Below are 20,809 nucleotides of genomic sequence, written 5' to 3' on the forward strand. Positions count from 1 at the left end.
TAGACAGTGGGCCATGTGATCGAACAGCGTGGGACCGGCAGTAACCTGGGGCAATGCTCAGCGAAGTCACCGCGGTCCGCTACGTCACGCCCCTACGGGAGGGTGGCTCGCTGCCCGGGGTCGTCGAGGCCGACGACCACGGCACGTACGGGACGTACGTCATCAAGTTCACCGGCGCGGGACAGGGGCGCAAGACGCTCGTCGCCGAGGTGATCTGCGGTGAGCTCGCCCGCAGGCTCGGTCTGCGGATGCCGCGGCTCGTCGGGGTACGCCTCGATCCGGTCCTCGGCCTCGGCGAGCCCGACGAACGGGTGCAGGCACTGCTCAAGGCGAGCGGCGGGCTCAACCTCGGCATGGAGTTCCTGTCCGGCGCCCTCGGCTTCGACCCGCTCGCCCACGACGTGGATGCGGCGGAGGCGGGCCGCGTCGTCTGGTTCGACGCCCTGATCAACAACGTGGACCGGTCCTGGCGCAATCCGAACCTGCTCCTGTGGCACGGCGACCTGTGGCTCATCGACCACGGGGCGAGCATGATCTGGCACCACAACTGGCGCACCGCGCAGACCGCCGCCGCCAAGCCCTACGACGCCTCGGACCACGTCCTCGCCCCCTACGGGCCCGACGTGACGGCGGCCGCCGCCGAGCTCGCCCCCCTCGTCACCGAGGAGCTGCTCACCGAAGTCGTGGCCGAGGTGCCCGAGGAGTGGCTCGCGGACGAGCCGGGCTTCGACAGCGCGGACGACGTGCGGCGGGCCTACGTGGCCGCACTGCTGCCGCGGGCCGCGACCATCCACGAGCGCATCACCATGCCGGTGACCGAGCCGAAGGACGCCACCCAGTGACCGAGCAGACGGCGCCCGTGCGGAACGTCTTCGAGTACGCGCTGGTGCGCGTCGTGCCACGCATCGAGCGCGGCGAGCAGTTCAACGCGGGCGTCGTGGTCTACTGCCGCGCCAAGTCCTTCGTGGCCGCCCGCACCCACCTCGACGAGGCCAAGCTCCTCGCCCTGGACCCGGCGGCGGACGTGGCCGGCATCCGGGCGTCGCTCGGCGCCGTCGAGCGGATCTGCCGGGGCGGCGCGGCCGCGGGGCAGGCCGAGCGCGACGAACCGGGACGCCGCTTCCGCTGGCTGATCGCGCCCCGCTCCACGGTGGTCCAGCCGGGGCCCGTGCACACGGGCCTGACGGCGGACCCCGAGGCCGAGGTGAACCGTCTCCTCGACCTGTTGGTGCGGTGAATCGCCACCCCTGGTGAGGTAAAGCGCCATCGCTCTCCTGCGTGCCGTTGACACCCGGTGCCAGGCCTTCTAGCGTCTCGTCCAGCTGAAGGTACTAAGCGGTCGCTCACTGTCGGGGCGTACCGTGGAGCCGGCATCCCGTAGAGCCGCATCCCAAGGGCGAGGAGAACCACCATGTCCACCACTGAGCAGCGCGTCGCCGTCGTGACCGGTGCAGCGCGAGGCATCGGCGCGGCGACCGCCGTACGGCTCGCGGCCGAGGGCCGCGCCGTGGCCGTCATCGACCTCGACGAGGCCGCCTGCAAGGACACCGTCGCGCAGATCACCGCGGCCGGTGGCAAGGCGCTCGCCGTCGGCTGCGACGTGTCCGACGAGGCCCAGGTCGAGGCCGCCGTCGCCCGCATCGCCGAGGAACTCGGTGCGCCGACGATCCTCGTGAACAACGCCGGTGTGCTCCGCGACAACCTCCTCTTCAAGATGAGCGCGAGCGACTGGGACACGGTCATGAACGTGCACCTGCGCGGCGCCTTCCTGATGTCGAAGGCCTGCCAGAAGCACATGGTGGACGCGGGCTTCGGCCGCATCGTCAACCTCTCCTCGTCCTCCGCGCTCGGCAACCGCGGCCAGGTCAACTACGCCGCCGCCAAGGCCGGCCTGCAGGGCTTCACCAAGACCCTCGCCAAGGAGCTCGGCAAGTTCGGCGTCACCGCCAACTCCGTCGCCCCCGGCTTCATCGTCACCGAGATGACGAAGGCCACCGCGGACCGCGTAGGCATGGGCTTCGAGGAGTTCCAGGCCGCCGCCGCCACCCAGATCCCGGTCCAGCGCGTCGGCCGCCCCGAGGACATCGCCAACGCCATCGCCTTCTTCACGGGTGACGCCGCGGGCTTCGTCTCCGGACAGGTCATGTACGTCGCCGGCGGCCCGCTCAACTGACCCGGAAGCTGGAAGGCGGAGATCATGGCTGTGCAGGACAGCGGGAAGGCCGCGCTCGTCACGGGCGCGAGCCGCGGCATCGGATACGGCATCGCGGAGGCGCTGGTCGCCCGCGGCGACCGGGTCTGCATCACGGGACGCAATGAGGACGCCCTCAAGGAGGCCGTCGAGAAGCTCGGCTCCGACCGGGTCATCGGCGTCGCGGGCAAGGCCCACGACGAGGCGCACCAGGCGGTCGCCGTCGAGCGCGCGATGGAGGCGTTCGGCCGCGTCGACTTCCTGATCAACAACGCGGGCACGAACCCGGTCTTCGGACCGATCGCCGAGCTCGACCTGAACGTGGCGCGCAAGGTGTTCGAGACCAACGTCATCTCGGCGCTCGGCTTCGCCCAGCAGACGTGGAAGGCCTGGCAGAGCGAGAACGGCGGCGCGATCGTGAACATCGCCTCCGTCGCCGGCGTCTCCGCCTCGCCGTTCATCGGCGCGTACGGGATGAGCAAGGCCGCCATGGTCAACCTCACCCTGCAGCTGGCGCACGAGTTCGCACCGAAGGTGCGCGTGAACTCCATCGCGCCCGCGGTCGTCAAGACCAAGTTCGCCCAGGCGCTGTACGAGGGCCGCGAGGCGGAGGCGGCCGCCTCCTACCCGCTCGGCCGGCTGGGCGTGCCGGAGGACATCGGGGGCGCCGCCGCGTTCCTCACCTCCGGCCAGTCCGACTGGATCACGGGTCAGACACTCGTGGTCGACGGCGGCATCTTCCTCAATGCGGGCGTCGGCTGACGAAGGCCGCGTATCCCGCGAGAGCGCCGCGTACCCACCGAGTACGCCGCGTACGCCGCTTCGAGTGACGTACACGCGCTTCAAGTGCCCTGTCGGCGCCGAGACTTGGCCCGGCGGGGCACTGCGATATTGTCTCCCGACCCCATGGCATGGCCGATCGAGGAGCGTGCGCGTGTTCAGTGAAGTCCCCCCTGCCAAGCGGACCCGGGGTCTGCGCCCGGTGGCGGCGATCGCGTCCATATCCCTGCTCGCCGGTTGTGGGGTGCTTTCGTCCGAAGGGTCGGACGACGAGGAGCAGATCACCGTCGGCACGATGAGCGCGCCGAGCACCCTGGACCCGGCGAAGGCCTGGGACAGCTCCTGGGAGCTCTACAGGAACGTCTTCCAGACGCTGCTCAGCTTCCCCTCGGGAGCCACCGAGCCCGAGCCGGACGCCGCGGAGTCCTGCGAGTTCAGCGACGCCTCCAACACGGTCTTCAGCTGTGAGCTGCGCGAGGGCCTGAAGTTCTCCGACGGCGACGAGCTGGACGCGGCGGCGGTGAAGTACTCCTTCGACCGCATGCGCACCATCGGCGTCAAGGGCGGGCCCACCGGACTGCTCGGCTCGCTCGACAAGGTCGAGACCAAGGGCGACCGGACCGTCATCTTCCGGCTCAAGAAGGCGGACGCGACCTTCCCGTTCGTCCTCGCGACACCGGCCATGTCGATCGTCGACCCCGCCGAGTACCCGGCGGACAAGCTCCGCGAGGGCAACGAGATCTCCGGCTCCGGGCCGTACACCCTGGAGTCGTACGCCCCGAACGAGAAGGCCGAGCTGGTCAAGAACGACCACTACAAGGGCGCCGCCGACGTCAAGAACGACGCCGTGACCGTCCGCTACTTCAAGAAGTCGTCGGCCATGGTCGACGCCCTCAAGAACAAGCAGATCGACGTGACGTTCCGAGGCCTGGCCTCCGAGGACATCGTCGCCATGCAGGGCAAGGGCAGGCGTGAGCAGGACATCGAGCTCGTGGAGGGCTCGGGCACCGAGATCCGCTACCTGGTGTTCAACACCAAGGACCCATGGGCGCGGAAGCTCCCCGTCCGGCAGGCCTTCGCGCAGGTCGTCGACCGCGGGGCCATCGCCCACAAGATCTACAAGGACACCGTCGAACCGCTGTACTCGATGGTCCCCAGGGGCCTCACCGGCCACGCCACCGGGTTCTTCGACGACTACGGGAACCCCAGCGCGGCCAAGGCCAGGAAGATCCTCACCGACGCCGGAATCCACCAGCCGGTGCCGCTCACCCTCTGGTACACCACCGACCGCTACGGTTCGGCGACCGAGCCGGAGTTCGCCGAGCTCAAGCGGCAGCTCGAAGCCTCGGGCCTCTTCAAGATCACGCTCAAGAGCCGCCCCTGGACCGAGTTCCAGGAGGGGTACAGCAAGGGCGAGTACCCGGTCTTCGGACGCGGCTGGTTCCCCGACTTCCCCGACGCGGACAATTTCATCGCGCCGTTCGTCGGCCCCAAGAACGTGCTCAACACGCCTTACCTGTCCAAGGAGATCACCGACGAGCTGCTGCCGCGCCAGCGCAGGGAGGACGACCGGGGCGCGGTGATCGACGACTTCGAGCGGGCCCAGGAGATCCTCGTCGACGACGTCAGGCTGCTGCCGCTGTGGCAGGGCAAGCAGTACATCATGTCCAGCGAGGAGATCGCGGGCGGCGAGCGCGCCCTGGACCCCTCGGCGATCATGATGATGTGGGAGCTGCAGCGCAAGACCAGCTGGTAGCGGAGCCGGGAGGGACGGCCGCCGGGCGACCGGGCCGGTCGATTGTCAGTGGTCGCCGGTAGGTTCTGTGGTGAGAAGTGACCGCACACCGGAGGTTGTTGACGTGACCGACATCGCCATGCTGCCCGCGTCCTGGCGCGGAGTCCTCGGCGAGGAGCTCCAGAAGCCCTACTTCAAAGAGCTCACCGAGTTCGTCGAGCAGGAGCGGGCGAAGGGCCCCGTCTACCCTCCGCGTGAGGAGGTCTTCGCCGCGCTCGACGCGACGCCGTACGACAAGGTCAAGGTCCTGGTCCTCGGCCAGGACCCGTACCACGGCGAGGGCCAGGGACACGGCCTGTGCTTCTCCGTGCGCCCCGGCGTGAAGACCCCGCCCTCGCTGCGGAACATCTACAAGGAGATGAAGGAGGAGCTCGGCCACCCCGTGCCCGACAACGGCTATCTGATGCCGTGGGCCCAGCAGGGCGTCCTCCTGCTGAACGCGGTCCTGACGGTCCGCGCCGGAGAGGCCAACTCCCACAAGGGCAAGGGCTGGGAGAAGTTCACGGACGCGGTGATCCGGGCGGTGGCCGACCGCCCCGACCCCGCCGTCTTCGTCCTCTGGGGGAACTACGCCCAGAAGAAGCTGCCGCTCATCGACGAGGAGCGGCACATCGTCGTGAAGGGCGCGCACCCCTCGCCGCTGTCCGCGAAGAGGTTCTTCGGCTCCCGCCCCTTCACGCAGATAAACGAAGCGGTCGCGGCCCAGGGGCACGAGCCCATCGACTGGCGGATCCCGGACCTCGGCTGACGTCAGCCCTCGACGGCGTAGTCGAAGGAGTACGGGGTGGTGGGCTGCCCGCCCCGCGCGGTGAACGAACCGGCTCCGGTGAGCCCCGCCAGCTCACCGGTGCCCGAGCCGGGCAGCACGGTGAAGGAACACGCGATGACGCCGTCCGCACCGAAAGCACCACGCTGCTCGAGCACGAACGAACCCGCGCGGCCGTCGAGCGTCCCGTCGATCAACTCGTACCCGACGAAGGCGCCGACCGTGTCGCTCGTGTACGCGATGGTGTACTCGCAGGAGGTGCCCTTGGCCTCGACGGCGCCGGTGTAGTCGTTGGTGACGGCGGCGTGTGCGATGCGTGTGCCGCCCTCCGCGCCGGCGACGGGCCGCTCGTCCCAGCCCGCGAAGGTGAAGGTGCCGGTGACTGTGCTGGTGCCCGTTCCGGCGACTGTGCTGGTGGGGTGCTCGGTCATGGTTCTCCTCGACGTCAGGGGGCCTCCTGCCGTCGGGCCCCGCGAGAAGGACTCTGACAGTCGTACCTGACACCTTCTGTCAGGTACTGAGCTGGATCCGTCCTGAGGAGGATGCGATCGCATGCGTGCCGACCGGCTCCTGGCCCTGCTCCTGCTGCTCCAGAACCGTGGACGCATGACGGCACCCGAGCTCGCGGAGGAGCTGGAGGTCTCGGTCAGGACCGTCTACCGGGACGCGGAGGCACTCGCCGCCTCCGGAGTGCCCGTCTACGCGGAGCGCGGCCCCGCGGGCGGCTTCCGGCTCCTCGACGGCTACCGCACCCGGCTGACGGGGCTCACCGACGACGAAGCCGATTCACTGGCCCTGGCCGGTATGCCGGGGGCCGCCGCCGAGCTCGGCCTGGGTGCGGAACTGGCCACCGCGCAGCTCAAGTTGGCGGCGGCGCTGCCCTCCGGCCTTGGGGAGCGGTCGCGGCGCATCCAGGAGCGCTTCCACCTCGACGCGGCCGCCTGGTTCCGCACCGCGGAACCGGCGCCGCTGCTCGCCGTGGTCGCCGACGCCGTGTGGCGGCAACGAGTCCTGCGAGCCCACTACCGGCGCTGGGGAGGCGAGGTCCGTCGCGAGCTGCACCCTTTGGGCCTGGTCCTCAAGGCGGGCAACTGGTACCTGGCGGCGGCGGTCGACGGCGATGTGCGTACGTACAGGGTGTCGCGGTTCCTGACGGCGACGGTGACCCAGGTGCCGTGCGAGCGCCCCGGTGACTTCGACCTCGCGGCGTACTGGGAGGCGTCGTCGCGCGGCCTCGAGGCGCGGGTGCTGCGGGGCACGGCGCGGCTGAGGGTTTCCCCGGCGGGGCGACGGCTGCTGCCCGCCATGTTCGGGGCGGCGGGGACGCGGGCCGTGGAGGGCGCGGGCGCGGCGGACGCGGACGGGTGGACCGAGGTCGATCTCGACGTGGAGGCGCTGCCGGTGGCGGTCGGCGACATCCTCCGGCTGGGCCTGGAGGCGGAGGTGCTCGGCCCGCCGGAGCTCCGCGCCGAGGTGGCGAGGAGCGTCACCGGGCTGGCCCAGCGGTACGCGTGAGCACCCCGCGTCCGAACGTGCCTGACCGCGATTGTCAGTGGCGGCCGCTAGCGTCGTGAGGGATGGGGGCGATGGCCGGCACGACCACGGAGGACCCGGTGACGGAGCAGCAGGAGCACACGGCGGAGGACGCGATGATGACGCGGATCGGGCAAGCGGTCATGCTGCATCACGGCGGCGACCGTGAGGAGGCGCAGGACCGCTTCCTCGGCCTCTGGGGGGAGATCGGCGAGGCCGGTGACCCGCTGCACCGCTGCACACTCGCGCACTACATGGCCGACACGCAGGCCGACCCTTCGGACGAACTGGCCTGGGACCTGCGGGCGTTGTCGGCGGCGCACGAACTCACCGACGAGCACCTGAGCGAACACCACCAGTCGCTCGCGGTGCGCGGCTTCTATCCCTCCCTGCACCTGAACCTCGCCGCGGACTACGTGAAGCTGGGCCGCCCCGAAGCGGCCCGCAGCCACCTGCGCCGGGCGCGCGGCGCGGTGGGCGCACTGGAGGACGACGGCTACGGCAGAGGAATCAAGGAGGCCATCAGCCGCCTGGAAGGTGAGGTGGGGGAGGGGAGCGAGGAGGAGTAGGTAGGGGAGGGGTGCGCGTACGGGGTAAAGCTGCGCAGCGGCGGCGACGGGGGTGTCGCCGCTGCGCTGGGGGCTAGATGGGGGGGTGGGGGGCACGTGGGGCGGAAACGCCCCCCGCCTCCCAAGAAGTCAACGGCCATAGGTGTTACGGCAGATGACCGCTTGCGGGCTGCCCGGCGCCCACTTGCCGTATGCCTCGCCGAGGGCGCAGACGTCCGTGCCCGGCGCTGCGGGGGCCGTGGCAGGGGCGGGGCGGGTGGCTCCCGCGTCGGGCCGGGGCGGGGCAGGCCTGCGTACGGGTGCGGTGGGCGGGGGTGCGGGGGCCGGGCGGTCGGAGTTGGGGGGTGGGGGTGGTGGACTCGCCGCGGATTCGGTCTTGCGAGGGGAGGGGCGCCGGGGCGGACCCATGCGCTCCAGTGCTTCGCGGGCGGGGGCCTGCACGATGTGCGGTCGGTTCTTCCCGTCGGTGCGGGGCGCGGGCGGCGGGGCGGTGGCCGCGGCGGGGCCGGGCTTTGGGGGCCGCTCGACGCTCACGCAGCCGGAGACGGCGGTCGAGACGGCCACGGAGAGGAGGAGTGCGGCGGCGGCGGTGGTCGTCGGTCGGGGCACCCGCACGACTCTGGTGCGCCGGGGGCGCGTTGGGGCAGAAACCGGCGAGGTTGCCCCACACGGGTGACGGAGTGACGGAGTGATGGGGCGATGGAGTCTTGCCTCATCCGTCCAGCATCCCTCGCAACAGCTCGCCCACACTCCTCCGCAGTTCCTCCAGCGTCGGCGTAGCGGCATGGTAGGAGCCCGCCACGCACGAGAACATCAGGCCGTCGCACCACGCCACCAGGGAGAGTGTGTGCCGTTCGGGGTCGGTGGAGCCGACAGTGCGGAACAGGGACTCCAGGGGCTCCCTGAACTGGGCGCCCGCCGCGTCGTAGTAGGCGCGCAGCTCCGGCCTGCGGGTGGCTTCGAGGGCCAATTCGTAACGGGATACGAGGAGTTGGCGGTGGTTGCCGGTCAGGTACCGGTGCAGGGCCAGGGCGAGGCCCGCGGCGAGGTCTTCGCGGCCGGCTGTCGAGCCCAGCAGTTCGGCGGGGGTCAACACCTCCGCCTCACGTTCGGCCTGGCGCCGTACCGCCGCCTCCAGGAGGGCGAGCCGCGTGCGCGCGTGGTTGGACGTGGAGCCCTGCGGCAGCCCGGCCGCCTCGTCGACGGCCCGGTGGGTGAGTCCGCGCATGCCGCGTTCGGCGAGCAGGGCGAGGGCGGTGTCGGCGATGAGCGTGGTGCGGGAGGCTCCCGGGCTGCGTACGGACATGGCGGGAACCCTACCTCCTTCACTACGGGTGTAGTACGGTCGTGCCGTCACCCACTACACCTGTAGTCCAGGGCTCGCAGGGATGGGTGGCGCGCGCACGCGGCGGCCGCGTGCGGGCACCGCAGAGGAGGAGCCATGAAGCAGCAGCAGCCCCGCGCAGTCGTCATCGGCGGCGGCATCGGCGGACTCGCCGCGGCCATCGGCCTGCACGAGTCCGGATGGAGCGTCACCGTCCTCGAACGCGCCGCCTCCCTGGAGCCCGTCGGCGCCGGCATCGGCCTCGCCCCCAACGGACAGCGCGCCCTGGACATCCTGGGCCTCGGCGACCGGGTCCGCGCCCTCGCCGCCTGGCAGGGCGACGGCGGCATACGCGCCCGGAGCGGCCGCTGGCTGGTGCGCACGAGCGCGGCCGAGGCCGAGGCGGCGTACGGCGGATCGCTGGTCATGCTGCACCGCGCCACCCTCGTCGACCTCCTGGTGTCCGCACTGCCCGGGGAGGCGCTGCGCACCGGCACGCGAGCCCGCCTCGCGGATCCCGGCGCCGCCAATCGCCCGGCCGTCGTCATCACCGACGACGGCGACATCGAGGCGGACCTCGTTGTCGGGGCCGACGGCATCAACTCCGCCGTGCGCACGGCCCTCTTCCCCGCGCACCCCCAGCCCGTGTACGCGGGGTTCACCGCCTGGCGGTTGGTCGTCCCCGCGCCCGACGAGCCCTTCGTGCCGCACGAGACGTGGGGCCGCGGCGGCGTATGGGGCACGCATCCGCTGCGGGACGGCCGCGTGTACGCGTACGCCACCGCACGGCTGCCCGAAGGCGGCCGGGCGCACGACACCGAGAAGGCCGAGCTGGAGCGCCGCTTCGCCGACTGGCACGACCCGATCCCCGGCCTGATCGCCGCCGCCAGGAGCGAGGACATCCTGCGCAACGACGTCCGGCATCTGACGACGCCGCTCGCCGCGTACCACCGCGGCCGCGTCGCCCTCGTCGGTGACGCCGCGCACGCGATGGCGCCGAGCCTCGGCCAGGGCGGCAACCAGGCCATCGAGGACGCCGTCGTCCTCGCCCACCACATGACGCCCGGCGCCGAACCCACCGCTGACCCCATCGCCGACCCCACCCCCGGTCTCGCCGCCTACAGCGCGGCCCGCGTCCCCCGCACCACGGAGATCGTCCGGCGCGCCGCACGAGCCGCCCGCCTCACGCACCTCGACAGCGCCCCGCTCGTCGCCGTGCGCGACACCCTCGTCTCGACGGCGACGCGGCTCGGCCCGAACTTCATCGTGCGCGGCTTCTCCTCCATCGCCGACTGGCGGCCTCCGCAGGCCCCGTATGCTGCGGGAACGACGACCGGAGCGCCCGAGCGGAGCACGGAGGCGACGGTTCGCGAGCCAGCACAGCGGTAGGCCAGTGGTAGTGGTCGGTAGGGAGACATCGGTGAAGATCGGCTGCATTGGACTGGGCGACATCGCGCAGAAGGCGTATCTGCCGGTCCTCACCACCCAGCCTGGGGTCGAACTGCACCTGCAGACGCGCACGCCCGCGACCCTCGCCCGGGTCGCAGGCGTCCACCACATCCCGGAATCCCGCTGCCACACGGACCTGGACGCCCTGCTCGCCCAGGACCTCGACGCCGCCTTCGTGCACGCGCCGACCGCCGTGCACCCGGAGATCGTCGCCCGCCTCCTCGAAGCGGGTGTGCCGACCTACGTCGACAAGCCCATCGCGTACGAACTCGCCGACTCCGAGCGCCTCGTGCGGCTCGCCGAGGAGCGCGGGGTGAGCCTCGCCGTCGGCTTCAACCGCCGTTACGCGCCCGGATACGCGCAGTGCACCGAGCACCCGCGCGAGGTGATCCTGCTGCAGAAGAACCGCGTGGGACTGCCCGAGGACCCGCGCACGCTCGTGCTCGACGACTTCATCCACGTCCTGGACACGCTGCGCTTCCTCGCGCCCGGGCCGATCGACGACGTCACGGTGCGCACCCGCGTCGAGGACGGGCTCATGCACCACGTGGTGGTGCAGCTGGCCGGCGACGGCTTCATCGCGATCGGCATGATGAACCGGCTCAGCGGCTCCTCCGAGGAGATCCTCGAAGTCTCCGGACAGGACACCAAACGGCAGGTGCTCAACCTCGCCGAGATCGTCGACCACAAGGGCCGGCCCAGCGTGCGGCGGCGCGGCGACTGGGTCCCCGTGGCTCGCCAGCGCGGCATCGAGCAGGTGGTGCTCGCCTTCCTCGACGCCGTGCGCGCGGGCAAGGTACTCAGCGCCCGGGACGCACTGGCGACTCATGAACTGTGCGAGCGCGTGGTCCGTGCCGCTCTGGAGCAGGCCGGCTGAAGGACCGCACCCGGGTGTGGATCCTCCGGGCCGCGCCCAGCGCCGCGAGCGCGATGAGCACGACGAGCGCGGCGTGCACCGGCCAGTCGCCCCACCTGACGTACGCCGTCTCACCCTTGGCCAGCGGTACGTCGTACACCGCCGCGGCGCTCGCCGAGGTGCCGAGCGGGCTGCCGACGCGTGAACCGTCCGGGGCGTGGACCGCGGAGACGCCGGTGAGCGTGGCGTGCACCATCGGGCGGCCCGTCTCGGCGGCCCGCACCGCCGCGAGCGACGCGTGCTGGTCGGGCGCCCAACTGGACTGGAACGACGAGGTGGCGGACTGGGCGAGCAGCAGTTGCGCGCCGTCACGGGTGAGCCGGCGGCTCATGTCGGGGAAGGCCGACTCGAAGCAGACGAGGGGGCCGAGGCGGAGACCGCGGTCGGCGGCGCGTCCGGTGCCGGAGCGGGAACCGGGGCCGCGGTCGGTGCCGGGGCGGGAGTCGGGGCCGCGGTCGGTGCCGGATTGGGAGTCGGGGTCGGTGCCGGATTGGGAGTCGGGGGCGCGTCCGCCGGCGTGTCCGGTGCGTTCGCCGCGCCCGGTGTCCATCACCACCTGCCGGTCGCCGCGCCTGCGGTCCTCGCCCGCGGCCTTGCCGACCGACGTCGCCCACCCGAGCAGGGAGCGCGCCGGAATGTACTCGCCGAACGGCACCAGCCGCATCTTGTCGTAGCGGTCGCCGGTCGGCCCGTCCGGGCCCACCAGGACGGAGCTCTTGAATATGCCGGGCCGGTCGGAGCGGCGCGCGTCGACGTTCACCATGATGTCCGCGCCGACCTCGCGGGAGAGCGCGGTGATCCGACGCGCGACGTCCGGCCGGTCGGCCAGGTCGTAGCCGACACTGCTCTCGCCCCACACGACGAGGTCCAGGTCCCGGCCGACCAGCGTCCGGGTCAGCGCCTCCTCGCGGGCCAGACGCTCGTCGGCGCTGGCGATGCCATCTTCGATGACGCCCGGCTGGACGACGGCGACACGGACGTGACCGGCGGGTTCGGGGCGGGGTGCCCACGCCCAGGCGGCGGTGGTGGCGGTGGCGACGGCGAGGATGCCGGCGACGGCGGGAACGACGGGCACGGCGGGGACAGTACGGGGAGCGAGGGCGCCCGGGGCGCCGGATGCAGTGGACCGACGTACGCCAGGCGCCCGGGACACCGACGTACGCGCGGCCGTGGCAACGGCGGCGACGGCCAAGAGCGCGACCCCCGTGTTCAGGGCCACGACGAACGCGCTGACCAGCCACACCCCGCCCACCGAGGCGAGCCGCAGCGCGGGCGTCACCTGCCACTGGCTGGAGCCGAGCAGGCCCCACGGCCCGCCCAAGCCCTCCCAGGACCTGACCAGTTCGACCATCAGCCAGCCCGAGGGCAGCACGACGAGCGCGGCCGCGGCACGCCCGGCCGCCGGCACACCCCCGAGGAACCGGCGCACGAGCCAGCCCCAGGGCGCCCACAGCAGACCGAGCAGCGCGGCGATGACGACCGTGAAGACGTGCAGGCTCGGCAGCAGCCAGTGGTGCACGGCGACCATGAAGCCGAGGCCGCCGAGCCAGCCGTCGAGCGCGGCCCGCCGGGCGGTCGGTGCCGACCTGGCCAGCAGCATCCACGGCACGAGCGCGACGTACGCGAACCACCACAGCGACGGCGCGGGGAACGCCAGCGCGGGCAGCGCCCCGGCCGTGACGGCGAGGCCGCCGCGCCACCAGCGCGACGCGAGCATCCGCACGGCCGGCCGCCTGTGCCGCTCCCACCGGCCGTCGCCGAACTGGTCCATGCAGTGCCTCCCTCGCCCCCGACGCCCGGTCGTACTTATGCGGTCTTGTTCAGTGTGCGCGTCAAAGACGATCTAGGACAGCGGGCCGGGCTGTGGACCGGAAGTGGGCCGGGCAGCGGACCGGGCCAGGACGCGCTCCTCCTAGCGCTTCTGCTGTTCCGCCTCGCGCATGACCCGGCGCCACTTCTCCGTGACGACCACTTGGCGCAACCGCCATCCACCGTGCGTACGAAGGAGCGCGAAGCCGTAACGCCCGCCGCAGACGAAGTCCGGGGCGGTGGACGGCTCCGAGGGCGGTGCCGAGCCGGTGCGCTCCGCGAACCGCATGGGGTTCACGTAGTCGGCCTGTACGTGGGCCGTGTCGCCGATGTCCTGGTCCAGCGTCCCGAACTCCAGCTTGCGGTTGGTGATCAGATGCTGGCGCACGGGGAACATCCGCATCGTCTCCGTCAGCCACGCGGCGATCTCGTCGGCTCCCCCTTCGATGCCGCCCGCGGAGCGGTAGTCGGCGCGCCCGTCCGGGGCGAACAGCTGTCGGTAGGCGTCCCAGTCGCCGTCGTCAACGGCCACCGCGTACTCGGTGATGAGGGCATCGACGGCCAACCGGTCGATCACGGCGGCGAGTTCCACGCGCTGCGTCATCGGCTCAGTGTTGGGCACAGGAGGTGCCCAGCCAAGGGGGCGTGCAGGAAGGCGTACGGGGAAGGTGGACAGGCGGAGGGGTGGGGAGGCGAGCCGGCGTGGGAAACGTGGACGCGTCCATGGCGGGGGAGCCGGGACCGCGGGGCGTGCTGATCGATGTCGGCGGAGTCCTGGTCCGTGAGTACCTGCCCGCCGCGGCGACTGCGTGGGGCGCACGGCTCGGCATCTCCGCGCAGGCCTTCCTGACGGCGCTCTACGAAGGCAACGACTCCGGAGTCCTCATCGGCCTCATCCCTGAGGATGAGTGGTGGCGCACGGTCGGGCGGCGGTTGGGGCTCGATGCGGATGGGATCGCGGAGGTACGGCGGGACCTGGCGGCGCGGGAGACGTGGGACGAGGCGCTTGTGGCGAGACTTCGGGGTCTGCGGGGGAGTCGCGGGCTAAGGGCGCAGCCAGGGCCGCGTGGGCCGCGTGCGACAGGGACTGTGGTGACGGCCGTCGTCAGCAACACCTGGCCGGGCCTGCGGGCCCGCATGACCGCGGCGGGACTCCTGGACATCGCCGACCACCTGGTCCTGTCCTGCGAGGTGGGCTGCGCCAAGCCGGACCCCCGCATCTACGAGATCGCGCTCCGGCGCACAGGCGCGGAGCCCGCACGGACGCTGTTCATCGACGACGTGGCGGAGAACGTCGAGGCGGCGCGGTCGCTGGGAATGGCGGGCCACGTCCACACGGTCCACACCGGGACACCCGCCACGCTGCGGCGGATCGACGAGTTCTTGGCGGTACGCGACTGACGGCCTACGCGAACGGCGGCCTATGTGAACGGCTGACTACGCCGGCTACGCCTGACTACGCGGCCTTCACCATCTCCTCGCGGACCGCCGCGGCCCACTCCGTCACCAACTGCTCGTACTCCCGCCGCTGTTCGGCGGAGAGCCGGCCGCCGGCGCGCAGCCACAGGCCACGGATCCGCTCGTTCAGTTCGACGGATGACCGCGCGGAACCATGGGATGGAGGGGTTAAGGGCATGGCGTCAGCCTAAGGGATGGCTACGACATTCGGAACTGTCAGCTACCGCACACCTGCGCCATGTGATCGTCGCACCGTCGGCCGCCGAGAACCGGACCCGAAACCTCCCTATGTCACGAATCGAACACTTCACCTGCACGTCTCCCTCACGAAGCCGCATGATGCGCAGACACAGCACAACCGCAGGGGGGACCCATGAGCAACACCACACCGCCGCCGCCACCGCCCGCGTTCCCGCCGCATCCACCGGCCAAGAAGCGCAACACCAACGCGGTCATCATCGGCTCGGCCGCCGCCGTCATCGCGGCCGTCGTCGCCACCGGCATCGTCGTCGTCAACAGCCGCGACGACGACAAGAAGCCGGAAACGACCACCGCCGCAGGGTCCGCGACGACCGATGACGTGGTCACGGGCGAGGAGGAACCGGCCGAGGACGAACCGGCCGAGGAGCCGGAACCGGAGAGCACCGAACCGGAGGTTGCCGGCCTCAACGAGACCGCGGCCTACGGCAACGGCGTCGAGGTCAGTCTGTCGAAGTTCGCGCGGGGGACGTCCAGCGAGTACGGCTCTCCGGAGAACACGCCGTACGTCAAGTTCGCCGTGCGGGTGAAGAACGACGGGAAGTCGACGATCGACACGTCGGGGTTCACGACCAGTTGCTCGTACGGTGAGGCCGGGCAGTCGTCCGAATCCATCTTCGATTCGGACGGGGGGCTGAACGGCGGTCCCGATACGCGGCTCCTGGCCGGGCGGTCCATCACGGTGACGTGGGCCTGCGAGCTGCCGAAGGCGGAGGACACGATCCAGATCGAGGTTTCGCCGGACATGGAGACGGAGAAGGCGATCTTCACGGGCAAGGTGAAGTAGCGGCCCCTCCGAGGTGCGCGCCCACGCACGCGAGCGCGCCACCGATAGGGAAAGTCGGTGACGCGCTCGCTCGGAACGCCGCGGTGCCCGTGTGGGGCCTCAGCGGTGAAATGCGTCGGTCAGTCGTTGACGCAGGTGTTGCCGAAGGCCGGGTTGAGCAGGCCGATGACGTTGATGGTGTTGCCGCAGGCGTTGACCGGGATGTGGATCGGGACCTGAATGGCGTTGCCCGAGATAACGCCCGGCGAGTTCTGGGCCGCGCCCTGGGCGCCGGCGTCCGCGGTCGCCATACCCGCGGCGCCCATCACGAGGGCGCCGGTGCCCAGCACCACGCTCATCGTCTTCTTCATGGTGGTTCTCCTTGGTGATTTGGTTGAGCTTGTGGGCGCCTGGCCGTGTCGCGCGGCCGGAGCAGCACTCTGTGTGGACACCCAGCCAGACCAACGCCGCACCGCACTCATGGACACGCTGAAGCGACCGATCCCCAGCGAAGGGCGTAAGCCCCGGAACCATTCAGTCGACGCTGCCCGGCCCACGCGCCGGTCGGCAGTGAAGGCGTCGCTGCACCTGGGGGAGCCTCATGGCATCCGGCCACAGCGGATACCCGCTGAACGGCAGCCCGATCACCGCGTACGCGAGCGAAGCTGGTAGCGCCCAACCGAGGCGCGTCTTCAACAACTTGCCGCTCGGCTCCGACTGCTTCACACGGCCCGATTCCCCCGAAGAGACGCCCGATGACCCTGGCGCTCCGCACCGCCCCCCGCACCTTCACCCTCACGGCGACCGAGCCCACCGATCACATCGCCGCCACCCGCGAACAGCTCGCCGCGCTCCTCGTGCCCCATGCCGACGTCATCGCCGCCCGATGGGACGCCGTCGCCCACGGCCGCGGACCCCGGGAGGTCGCCACGGCGCACGAACTCCTCGGCTCGCACTTCTCCTTCGAGGCCGACACCGAGCCCGCCCCGGGCCCATCGTGATCGGTGAAGCGCTCGACACCGCGCTCACCCTCCTCCGCGCCTTCATCTGGTGGATCATCGCCGCCGCAGCCATCGCCACCCTCCTGTTGCTCAGCCTCCTCGCCATCCTCTGGCACCTCTGGGCAGCCCTCCGAGGACGCCCCGCGCGCCCCTCATGGGCGCGCGGCAGACGCGGCGCCAGGACATTCGCCCGCACCCGCACCACCCCTACGAGCCGCACGGAGCCTCACCGTCGGGAGCTCCCATGACCAGTGCCGGCCTCGGTCGACGAAATGCGGCCTTAGCTGAACTCTCGCCGTAGTACGCACGATCGGCGGTAATCGCTCCTGCCCGGACTCGGACGTTCAGCGTTGGTTACGACGTCGCCGGATGAGGCCTCCGACGATGAAGACACCGGCGATCGCCCACACGACGAGGAACATGACCTGGCCCCATACCGGCCAGTCAGGACCGCCACCGGGGGCGGCGATGAGGGTGGCACGCATCGGATTCCTCCCGGATCGATGGATCGATGTACTTCTCAGTGCCCGCCTCCGCGGAGAGGACGCGTGGCACATGCCGCGTCCGAAGACGCAGCCGGCCCCCGGCCCCCGTCCAATCCGGCAGACCCGCCGCGCCCTCGCCGCGCGCCAGGTACGTCGACCTGCACAAGTTGCCGTCCACCGATCACGTCTTGGAGCAGCCCGTGCGCCATCGAGTATTCGCCGCAGAAATCGCCGCGCAGCACCGCACCTTGGAGCAGCGGTGCGCTTGCGGCGGTGCAATCGACGTCCACGGCGGCGAAGGGCGGCAGCCCCTCGCGCACTGCACAGGTTGCGGGCGCATCTGGACGGAGGGAGGACTCGTCGCCGCATGATGCAAGGAGCAGCAGACGGCAAAAGCCAGCACTAAACACCCAATGGGCTTGAAAGTGCGGTGACCAAGGTCCTGATAAGCAGGCAAACGCAAGGACCAAAGCCCTCAACTTCGCCGAGCTCAGTCGAACACCCTTCCCGTGATCGTTTGCGCATGCCAAGGTCATCGCAACCCCGGCGCCAGCCACCCCCCTCCACCGGCTGCGCCGGGGCCCGCGCACCATCCACGAAGGGTTTTCCATGAACCACCGTCAGCGCATAGTGAGGGGCGTCGTCGCCTCCATCAGCACGGCCGCCCTCACCCTGGGATCCGCTTCGCTGGCCATGGCCAGCGAGGCCCCCTCTGCAGCCGAAGGCACTGCGGCCACGGTAGAGAAGGCCACCGGCACCGCCGGCATCGCCTCGGCCCCGGCCTTAGGAACCACGATCCCCCAGCGTTCCACGGGGGACGCGAAGGCGGTCGCCGCAACGGGTGCCGCCGTATCCATCACACTCCCCAGCAGCAACAACGTCATCGGCACCAAGGCCGGCAAGAACACCACCGTCTACCCCGGGGCGGGCAAAGCCACCGACCTCGCGATCCAGCCCACCACTGACGGCGGCATCCGCGCCCTGGCCGTCCTCAAGAACTCCACCGCTCCGCGCGAACAGCGCTACGACATCGGCCTGCCCGACGGTGCCCACTTGGTCAAGCTCAACACCGGCGCCGTCGCCGCCTTCGCCAAGAACGGCACATTCCTCGGCGGTTTCACTACGCCCTGGGCCAAGGACGCCACCGGCAAACCCGTACCCACCAGCTACCGCATCGACGGCAACACCCTCATCCAGTCGGTACGGACCACGGACTCCACAGCCTTCCCCGTCGTCGCCGACCCCAAGTGGGTGCACGACGCGGCGAAGGGCACCGCCATGGGACTTGTCAGCGGGTGCGTGGGGGGCGCCATAGCCGGAGGAGGAGCTGGATGCATCCCCGGGGCTGTCGGAGGAGGTCTGGGCGGAGCCGTCGCCGGAGTCGTCGGCGGTCTGTTCGACTAACAGGCGACGCTGTCGCCCTTCCCGCGCCGACGACATGACTCGTGAGGAGCACTGCGATGACAGATGACTTGAAGAACCGTCACACCCGAGCCGAACGGGCCGCCTCGCTAGCGGTGTTGGCCGGCATGGGGGTGTTCCTCGGCCTTACTGTGAGCGATCAGTCCTGGGTAGCTTGCATGTTGTGGGCACTGGTCGGGGGGATCGCCGTAGTGCCCGTAGTCCTGGGCGCCCAACGAGTCGCCCGATACGTGAGCAGACGGCGAACACCCTGACACCTTCGAGCCGGTCCACTCCTGACAACCGCCAAGGCCGACGCCAGGAGTGGACCGGCCGCAAGGCCACAACCGACACAACCGATCCGTCTGACACAGTCGCAGGCATGTCGAGTCAGCCCGCCCACCCGACATCGAGCACCTCGGCGACGCCGTCCGCCACCGTGCACGTGATCCAACTCGCCCCGAGGGGCGGGCTTTGCGGCTACCAGCCGGCACCACGGGTCGCAAAGAGCCACGTGGCCATCACACCCGCGTCCCGCCCACCGACGCCGGTGACGTCTCGTTGGTGCCACCGTGCCGCCGCTAGCGCTCGGGCACCCCGCCGTCACCTCGTGACCGCCCACGTCGAGCTCGGCTTCGTAACGGATGGCGTACGTGCAGCCATCGTCGGAGGCGGTGAAGACCACGCGGCAGGGCCGGGTGTGCTCCAGTGCGGTGACTCGCTGGTCGACAATGAAGGCGTCGCTGTACCTGGGGAGTATGCGCCAGGCCTGGTGCCGACGACGCTGACGGGGGCGCGGCCGCAGCTCATCGGGCGGCTCAGCCCTTCTTCCGGCGTTTCTGTCGCCGAGCACTCAACTCCAGCGCCAGGATGACCAAGACCAGCGTGCCGCCGAAGACCACGAAGCGCCCCACGCATCCGGCCACAGCGGATACCTGCTGAACGGCAGCCCGGTCAGCGCGTACACCACCGACGCAAGTAGCGCCCAACCGAGGCGCCTCTTCAACGACCTGCCTCTCGGCTCCAACTGCTTCACGCAGCTCGACTGCCCCCAAATTGACGTCCGATGACCCTGCCGACGTCATCGCCGCCCGCCGTCACCGAGCCGCTCGACTGGCGCTCTGTACGAGGGCCCGAACAGGGCCCCGAGTAGGGCTTCGCCCGTTCCCGCCGCCAGCACCCGCCGGTCCCGCTACGCTCCGTGCCCCATTACATCTGGGGAGACCATTGCGCCGCACCACCATCCTGCTTGCCGCCGTCCTGCTCGCCGTCGGGGCGGTCGGCTGCTCGAAGTCCGACGAAGAGAAAGCCAAGGACTGTGCCACCGCGCTCACGGAGCGGACCGGAAGCGATTCCGCGGACACACCGACTGTCAGCGAGGCGGAGGGGCGGGTAGATGCGCTCGACGAGACGCTCGCGGGCATGGCCCGTGCGGGGCATGCAGGCGTAGCCAAGGACGCCGCGGACGCTGTGGAGAAGAAGTCCAAGGAGGGCGGAAAGAGCTGGCCGGAGGCGTGCGAGCCGCTCGCGGAGGATGACTACACCGCGCTGCTCGTGGCCAAGGCGATCGGCGGTCTCGGCTGGACGGGCGAGGGCGGGGAGTTCGACAAGAACTAGATGCTGGACAGCTCGCTCGACGACTAAGTCTCGGTCACTACGCCCGTAGTTGCATTCTCGCCGACCATCCCCCGCGCTGAGCCGCAGATCCGGCATGCCCTGAAACAACCAGGGCCGCCAGGTGCGGGCCCTGCTTATGTCACAGGACAGCCACTCTCCATTCATGCTGCTCTCACATGCCGCAGGATCTCCCTCACGCACAACATCCCAGGGGGGACCATGCGCACACGCATCACCATCACCGCACTCGCGGCCGCCGGATTACTCGCACTCACCGGATGCGGCGCCGAGGACACCGGCTCCGACACCACAGCCACGGGCACCAGCAAGGCGGACGACGCCAAGGAGGACAAGGCCCCCGGCTCAGACGCGGACTCAGGCGCGGAAGCGACAACGGCGAAGCTGCCCGACATGACCGGGAAGGGACTCCAAGCCGCCCAAGATGAGGCCCAGGCCGCAGGATTCTTCCTCCTCACGTCCACCGACGCCACAGGCGCCGACCGCATGCAGGCATTCGACCGGAACTGGAAGGTCTGCTCGCAGACGCCAGCGGCGGGTGAGCACCCTGTGGAGACCAAGGTCGAGTTCGACACGGTGAAGCTCGACGAGGCTTGCTGAACACGCTCTGGACGGCCCGGCCCCTCGCGTGAGCGGCCGGGCCTTCGCGCAAAGGCCTCGTCCCAAGACCCGT

At 70.7% G+C, this 20,809-nt stretch carries 25 protein-coding genes; 17 read left to right on the plus strand and 8 right to left on the minus strand.

From position 1 onward, the window contains the following. The first annotated feature begins 53 nt into the window (after positions 1-53). The 6 genes from ACI2L3_RS32880 (at position 54) to ung (ending at position 5,514) form a co-directional block, all read left to right on the plus strand. Positions 54-842 (plus strand): HipA family kinase, encoded by a 789-nt coding sequence (locus tag ACI2L3_RS32880; protein WP_404756055.1) that lies wholly within the window; start codon positions 54-56, stop codon positions 840-842. Continuing rightward, positions 839-1,237, plus strand: a complete 399-nt coding sequence (locus ACI2L3_RS32885) for a DUF3037 domain-containing protein (RefSeq protein ID WP_404756056.1) — start codon at positions 839-841, stop codon at positions 1,235-1,237. The genes ACI2L3_RS32880 and ACI2L3_RS32885 overlap by 4 nt, the downstream gene beginning before the upstream one ends. 174 nt (positions 1,238-1,411) lie before the next feature. Continuing rightward, positions 1,412-2,173 (plus strand): 3-oxoacyl-ACP reductase FabG, encoded by a 762-nt coding sequence (fabG, locus tag ACI2L3_RS32890; RefSeq protein ID WP_404756057.1) that lies wholly within the window; start codon positions 1,412-1,414, stop codon positions 2,171-2,173. A 24-nt stretch (positions 2,174-2,197) separates the two neighbouring features. Next, entirely contained in the window at positions 2,198-2,953 is a 756-nt protein-coding gene (locus ACI2L3_RS32895; protein WP_404756058.1) for an SDR family oxidoreductase, read from the plus strand. Positions 2,954-3,119: 166 nt separating this feature from the next. After that, positions 3,120-4,727 carry an ABC transporter substrate-binding protein gene (locus tag ACI2L3_RS32900; protein ID WP_404756059.1) on the plus strand — a complete coding sequence of 536 codons (1,608 nt, stop codon included), beginning with the start codon at positions 3,120-3,122 and terminating at the stop codon, positions 4,725-4,727. 103 nt (positions 4,728-4,830) lie between these two features. Then, entirely contained in the window at positions 4,831-5,514 is a 684-nt protein-coding gene (gene ung, locus ACI2L3_RS32905; RefSeq protein WP_404756060.1) for a uracil-DNA glycosylase, read from the plus strand. A 2-nt stretch (positions 5,515-5,516) separates the two neighbouring features. Here the strand turns inward: ung and ACI2L3_RS32910 are convergent, their stop codons facing one another. Beyond that, a complete protein-coding gene (locus ACI2L3_RS32910) occupies positions 5,517-5,963 on the minus strand; it encodes a DUF3224 domain-containing protein (RefSeq protein ID WP_404756061.1) in 447 nt (148 codons plus the stop codon). Between the two features lie 121 nt (positions 5,964-6,084). On the opposite strand from ACI2L3_RS32910, the gene ACI2L3_RS32915 reads away from it, so the two are divergent. Continuing rightward, a complete protein-coding gene (locus tag ACI2L3_RS32915; RefSeq protein ID WP_404756062.1) occupies positions 6,085-7,047 on the plus strand; it encodes a helix-turn-helix transcriptional regulator in 963 nt (320 codons plus the stop codon). Between the two features lie 71 nt (positions 7,048-7,118). Continuing rightward, positions 7,119-7,634, plus strand: coding sequence for a hypothetical protein (locus ACI2L3_RS32920; protein ID WP_404756063.1), 516 nt, complete (start codon positions 7,119-7,121; stop codon positions 7,632-7,634). A gap of 129 nt (positions 7,635-7,763) precedes the next feature. Here the strand turns inward: ACI2L3_RS32920 and ACI2L3_RS32925 are convergent, their stop codons facing one another. Together ACI2L3_RS32925 and ACI2L3_RS32930 are read right to left on the minus strand one after the other, a co-directional pair. Continuing rightward, positions 7,764-8,243: a hypothetical protein gene (locus ACI2L3_RS32925; protein ID WP_404756064.1), complete on the minus strand. Its 480-nt coding sequence runs from the start codon at positions 8,241-8,243 to the stop codon at positions 7,764-7,766. Between the two features lie 103 nt (positions 8,244-8,346). Beyond that, positions 8,347-8,940 (minus strand): TetR/AcrR family transcriptional regulator, encoded by a 594-nt coding sequence (locus ACI2L3_RS32930; protein ID WP_404756065.1) that lies wholly within the window; start codon positions 8,938-8,940, stop codon positions 8,347-8,349. Positions 8,941-9,075: 135 nt separating this feature from the next. Here ACI2L3_RS32930 and ACI2L3_RS32935 point away from each other — a divergent pair, with 135 nt between their 5' ends. Together ACI2L3_RS32935 and ACI2L3_RS32940 are read left to right on the plus strand one after the other, a co-directional pair. Continuing rightward, positions 9,076-10,347, plus strand: a complete 1,272-nt coding sequence (locus ACI2L3_RS32935; protein ID WP_404756066.1) for an FAD-dependent monooxygenase — start codon at positions 9,076-9,078, stop codon at positions 10,345-10,347. 31 nt (positions 10,348-10,378) lie between these two features. After that, positions 10,379-11,284, plus strand: a complete 906-nt coding sequence (locus ACI2L3_RS32940; RefSeq protein WP_404756067.1) for a Gfo/Idh/MocA family protein — start codon at positions 10,379-10,381, stop codon at positions 11,282-11,284. On the opposite strand, the gene lnt is transcribed toward ACI2L3_RS32940, so the two are convergent. After that, complete coding sequence (gene lnt / locus ACI2L3_RS32945; protein ID WP_404756068.1) at positions 11,208-13,094, minus strand: apolipoprotein N-acyltransferase; 1,887 nt, start codon at positions 13,092-13,094, stop codon at positions 11,208-11,210. The two genes, ACI2L3_RS32940 and lnt, sit on opposite strands and share 77 nt — an antisense overlap. Positions 13,095-13,235: 141 nt before the next feature. Beyond that, positions 13,236-13,736: a nuclear transport factor 2 family protein gene (locus ACI2L3_RS32950; RefSeq protein ID WP_404756069.1), complete on the minus strand. Its 501-nt coding sequence runs from the start codon at positions 13,734-13,736 to the stop codon at positions 13,236-13,238. A gap of 98 nt (positions 13,737-13,834) precedes the next feature. Here ACI2L3_RS32950 and ACI2L3_RS32955 point away from each other — a divergent pair, with 98 nt between their 5' ends. Further along, positions 13,835-14,533: an HAD family hydrolase gene (locus ACI2L3_RS32955; protein WP_404756070.1), complete on the plus strand. Its 699-nt coding sequence runs from the start codon at positions 13,835-13,837 to the stop codon at positions 14,531-14,533. 55 nt (positions 14,534-14,588) lie between these two features. Here ACI2L3_RS32955 and ACI2L3_RS32960 read toward each other — a convergent pair whose 3' ends face one another. Beyond that, the gene (locus ACI2L3_RS32960; RefSeq protein ID WP_404756071.1) at positions 14,589-14,768 is read right to left on the minus strand and encodes a hypothetical protein; all 180 of its coding nucleotides are present in this window, start codon (positions 14,766-14,768) and stop codon (positions 14,589-14,591) included. 195 nt (positions 14,769-14,963) lie between these two features. On the opposite strand from ACI2L3_RS32960, the gene ACI2L3_RS32965 reads away from it, so the two are divergent. Next, the gene (locus tag ACI2L3_RS32965; protein WP_404756072.1) at positions 14,964-15,635 is read left to right on the plus strand and encodes a hypothetical protein; all 672 of its coding nucleotides are present in this window, start codon (positions 14,964-14,966) and stop codon (positions 15,633-15,635) included. A gap of 119 nt (positions 15,636-15,754) precedes the next feature. Here ACI2L3_RS32965 and ACI2L3_RS32970 read toward each other — a convergent pair whose 3' ends face one another. Then, the gene (locus tag ACI2L3_RS32970) at positions 15,755-15,985 is read right to left on the minus strand and encodes a chaplin (protein ID WP_404756073.1); all 231 of its coding nucleotides are present in this window, start codon (positions 15,983-15,985) and stop codon (positions 15,755-15,757) included. Positions 15,986-16,369: 384 nt separating this feature from the next. Between ACI2L3_RS32970 and ACI2L3_RS32975 the strand changes: the two genes are divergently transcribed. Both ACI2L3_RS32975 and ACI2L3_RS32980 read left to right on the plus strand, forming a co-directional pair. Further along, positions 16,370-16,615, plus strand: coding sequence for a hypothetical protein (locus tag ACI2L3_RS32975; protein WP_404756074.1), 246 nt, complete (start codon positions 16,370-16,372; stop codon positions 16,613-16,615). After that, positions 16,612-16,863 carry a hypothetical protein gene (locus ACI2L3_RS32980; RefSeq protein ID WP_404756075.1) on the plus strand — a complete coding sequence of 84 codons (252 nt, stop codon included), beginning with the start codon at positions 16,612-16,614 and terminating at the stop codon, positions 16,861-16,863. Before ACI2L3_RS32975 ends, ACI2L3_RS32980 begins: the two co-directional genes overlap by 4 nt. 96 nt (positions 16,864-16,959) lie before the next feature. On the opposite strand, the gene ACI2L3_RS32985 is transcribed toward ACI2L3_RS32980, so the two are convergent. Next, positions 16,960-17,100: a hypothetical protein gene (locus ACI2L3_RS32985; protein ID WP_404756076.1), complete on the minus strand. Its 141-nt coding sequence runs from the start codon at positions 17,098-17,100 to the stop codon at positions 16,960-16,962. 609 nt (positions 17,101-17,709) lie between these two features. Between ACI2L3_RS32985 and ACI2L3_RS32990 the strand changes: the two genes are divergently transcribed. The 3 genes from ACI2L3_RS32990 (at position 17,710) to ACI2L3_RS33000 (ending at position 20,736) form a co-directional block, all read left to right on the plus strand. Next, positions 17,710-18,504, plus strand: a complete 795-nt coding sequence (locus tag ACI2L3_RS32990) for a hypothetical protein (protein WP_404756077.1) — start codon at positions 17,710-17,712, stop codon at positions 18,502-18,504. Positions 18,505-19,728: 1,224 nt separating this feature from the next. Continuing rightward, on the plus strand, positions 19,729-20,118 hold the full coding sequence (locus ACI2L3_RS32995) for a hypothetical protein (protein WP_404756078.1): 390 nt from the start codon (positions 19,729-19,731) through the stop codon (positions 20,116-20,118). 219 nt (positions 20,119-20,337) lie between these two features. Then, positions 20,338-20,736, plus strand: coding sequence for a hypothetical protein (locus ACI2L3_RS33000; RefSeq protein ID WP_404756079.1), 399 nt, complete (start codon positions 20,338-20,340; stop codon positions 20,734-20,736). Positions 20,737-20,809 lie beyond the last annotated feature (73 nt).

This window comes from Streptomyces sp. NPDC029674 (assembly GCF_044903205.1).
GTDB lineage: Bacteria > Actinomycetota > Actinomycetes > Streptomycetales > Streptomycetaceae > Streptomyces.

Coding starts and splice junctions, on each gene's coding strand:
- ACI2L3_RS32880 (WP_404756055.1), top strand. CDS start 54: ATGCTCAGCGAAGTCACCGCGGTCCGCTACGTCACGCCCCTACGGGAG.
- fabG (WP_404756057.1), top strand. CDS start 1,412: ATGTCCACCACTGAGCAGCGCGTCGCCGTCGTGACCGGTGCAGCGCGA.
- ACI2L3_RS32895 (WP_404756058.1), top strand. CDS start 2,198: ATGGCTGTGCAGGACAGCGGGAAGGCCGCGCTCGTCACGGGCGCGAGC.
- ACI2L3_RS32910 (WP_404756061.1), bottom strand. CDS start 5,963: ATGACCGAGCACCCCACCAGCACAGTCGCCGGAACGGGCACCAGCACA.
- ACI2L3_RS32915 (WP_404756062.1), top strand. CDS start 6,085: ATGCGTGCCGACCGGCTCCTGGCCCTGCTCCTGCTGCTCCAGAACCGT.
- ACI2L3_RS32920 (WP_404756063.1), top strand. CDS start 7,119: ATGGCCGGCACGACCACGGAGGACCCGGTGACGGAGCAGCAGGAGCAC.
- ACI2L3_RS32930 (WP_404756065.1), bottom strand. CDS start 8,940: ATGTCCGTACGCAGCCCGGGAGCCTCCCGCACCACGCTCATCGCCGAC.
- ACI2L3_RS32935 (WP_404756066.1), top strand. CDS start 9,076: ATGAAGCAGCAGCAGCCCCGCGCAGTCGTCATCGGCGGCGGCATCGGC.
- lnt (WP_404756068.1), bottom strand. CDS start 13,094: ATGGACCAGTTCGGCGACGGCCGGTGGGAGCGGCACAGGCGGCCGGCC.
- ACI2L3_RS32950 (WP_404756069.1), bottom strand. CDS start 13,736: ATGACGCAGCGCGTGGAACTCGCCGCCGTGATCGACCGGTTGGCCGTC.
- ACI2L3_RS32960 (WP_404756071.1), bottom strand. CDS start 14,768: ATGCCCTTAACCCCTCCATCCCATGGTTCCGCGCGGTCATCCGTCGAA.
- ACI2L3_RS32965 (WP_404756072.1), top strand. CDS start 14,964: ATGAGCAACACCACACCGCCGCCGCCACCGCCCGCGTTCCCGCCGCAT.
- ACI2L3_RS32970 (WP_404756073.1), bottom strand. CDS start 15,985: ATGAAGAAGACGATGAGCGTGGTGCTGGGCACCGGCGCCCTCGTGATG.
- ACI2L3_RS32975 (WP_404756074.1), top strand. CDS start 16,370: ATGACCCTGGCGCTCCGCACCGCCCCCCGCACCTTCACCCTCACGGCG.
- ACI2L3_RS32985 (WP_404756076.1), bottom strand. CDS start 17,100: ATGCGTGCCACCCTCATCGCCGCCCCCGGTGGCGGTCCTGACTGGCCG.
- ACI2L3_RS32990 (WP_404756077.1), top strand. CDS start 17,710: ATGAACCACCGTCAGCGCATAGTGAGGGGCGTCGTCGCCTCCATCAGC.
- ACI2L3_RS33000 (WP_404756079.1), top strand. CDS start 20,338: ATGCGCACACGCATCACCATCACCGCACTCGCGGCCGCCGGATTACTC.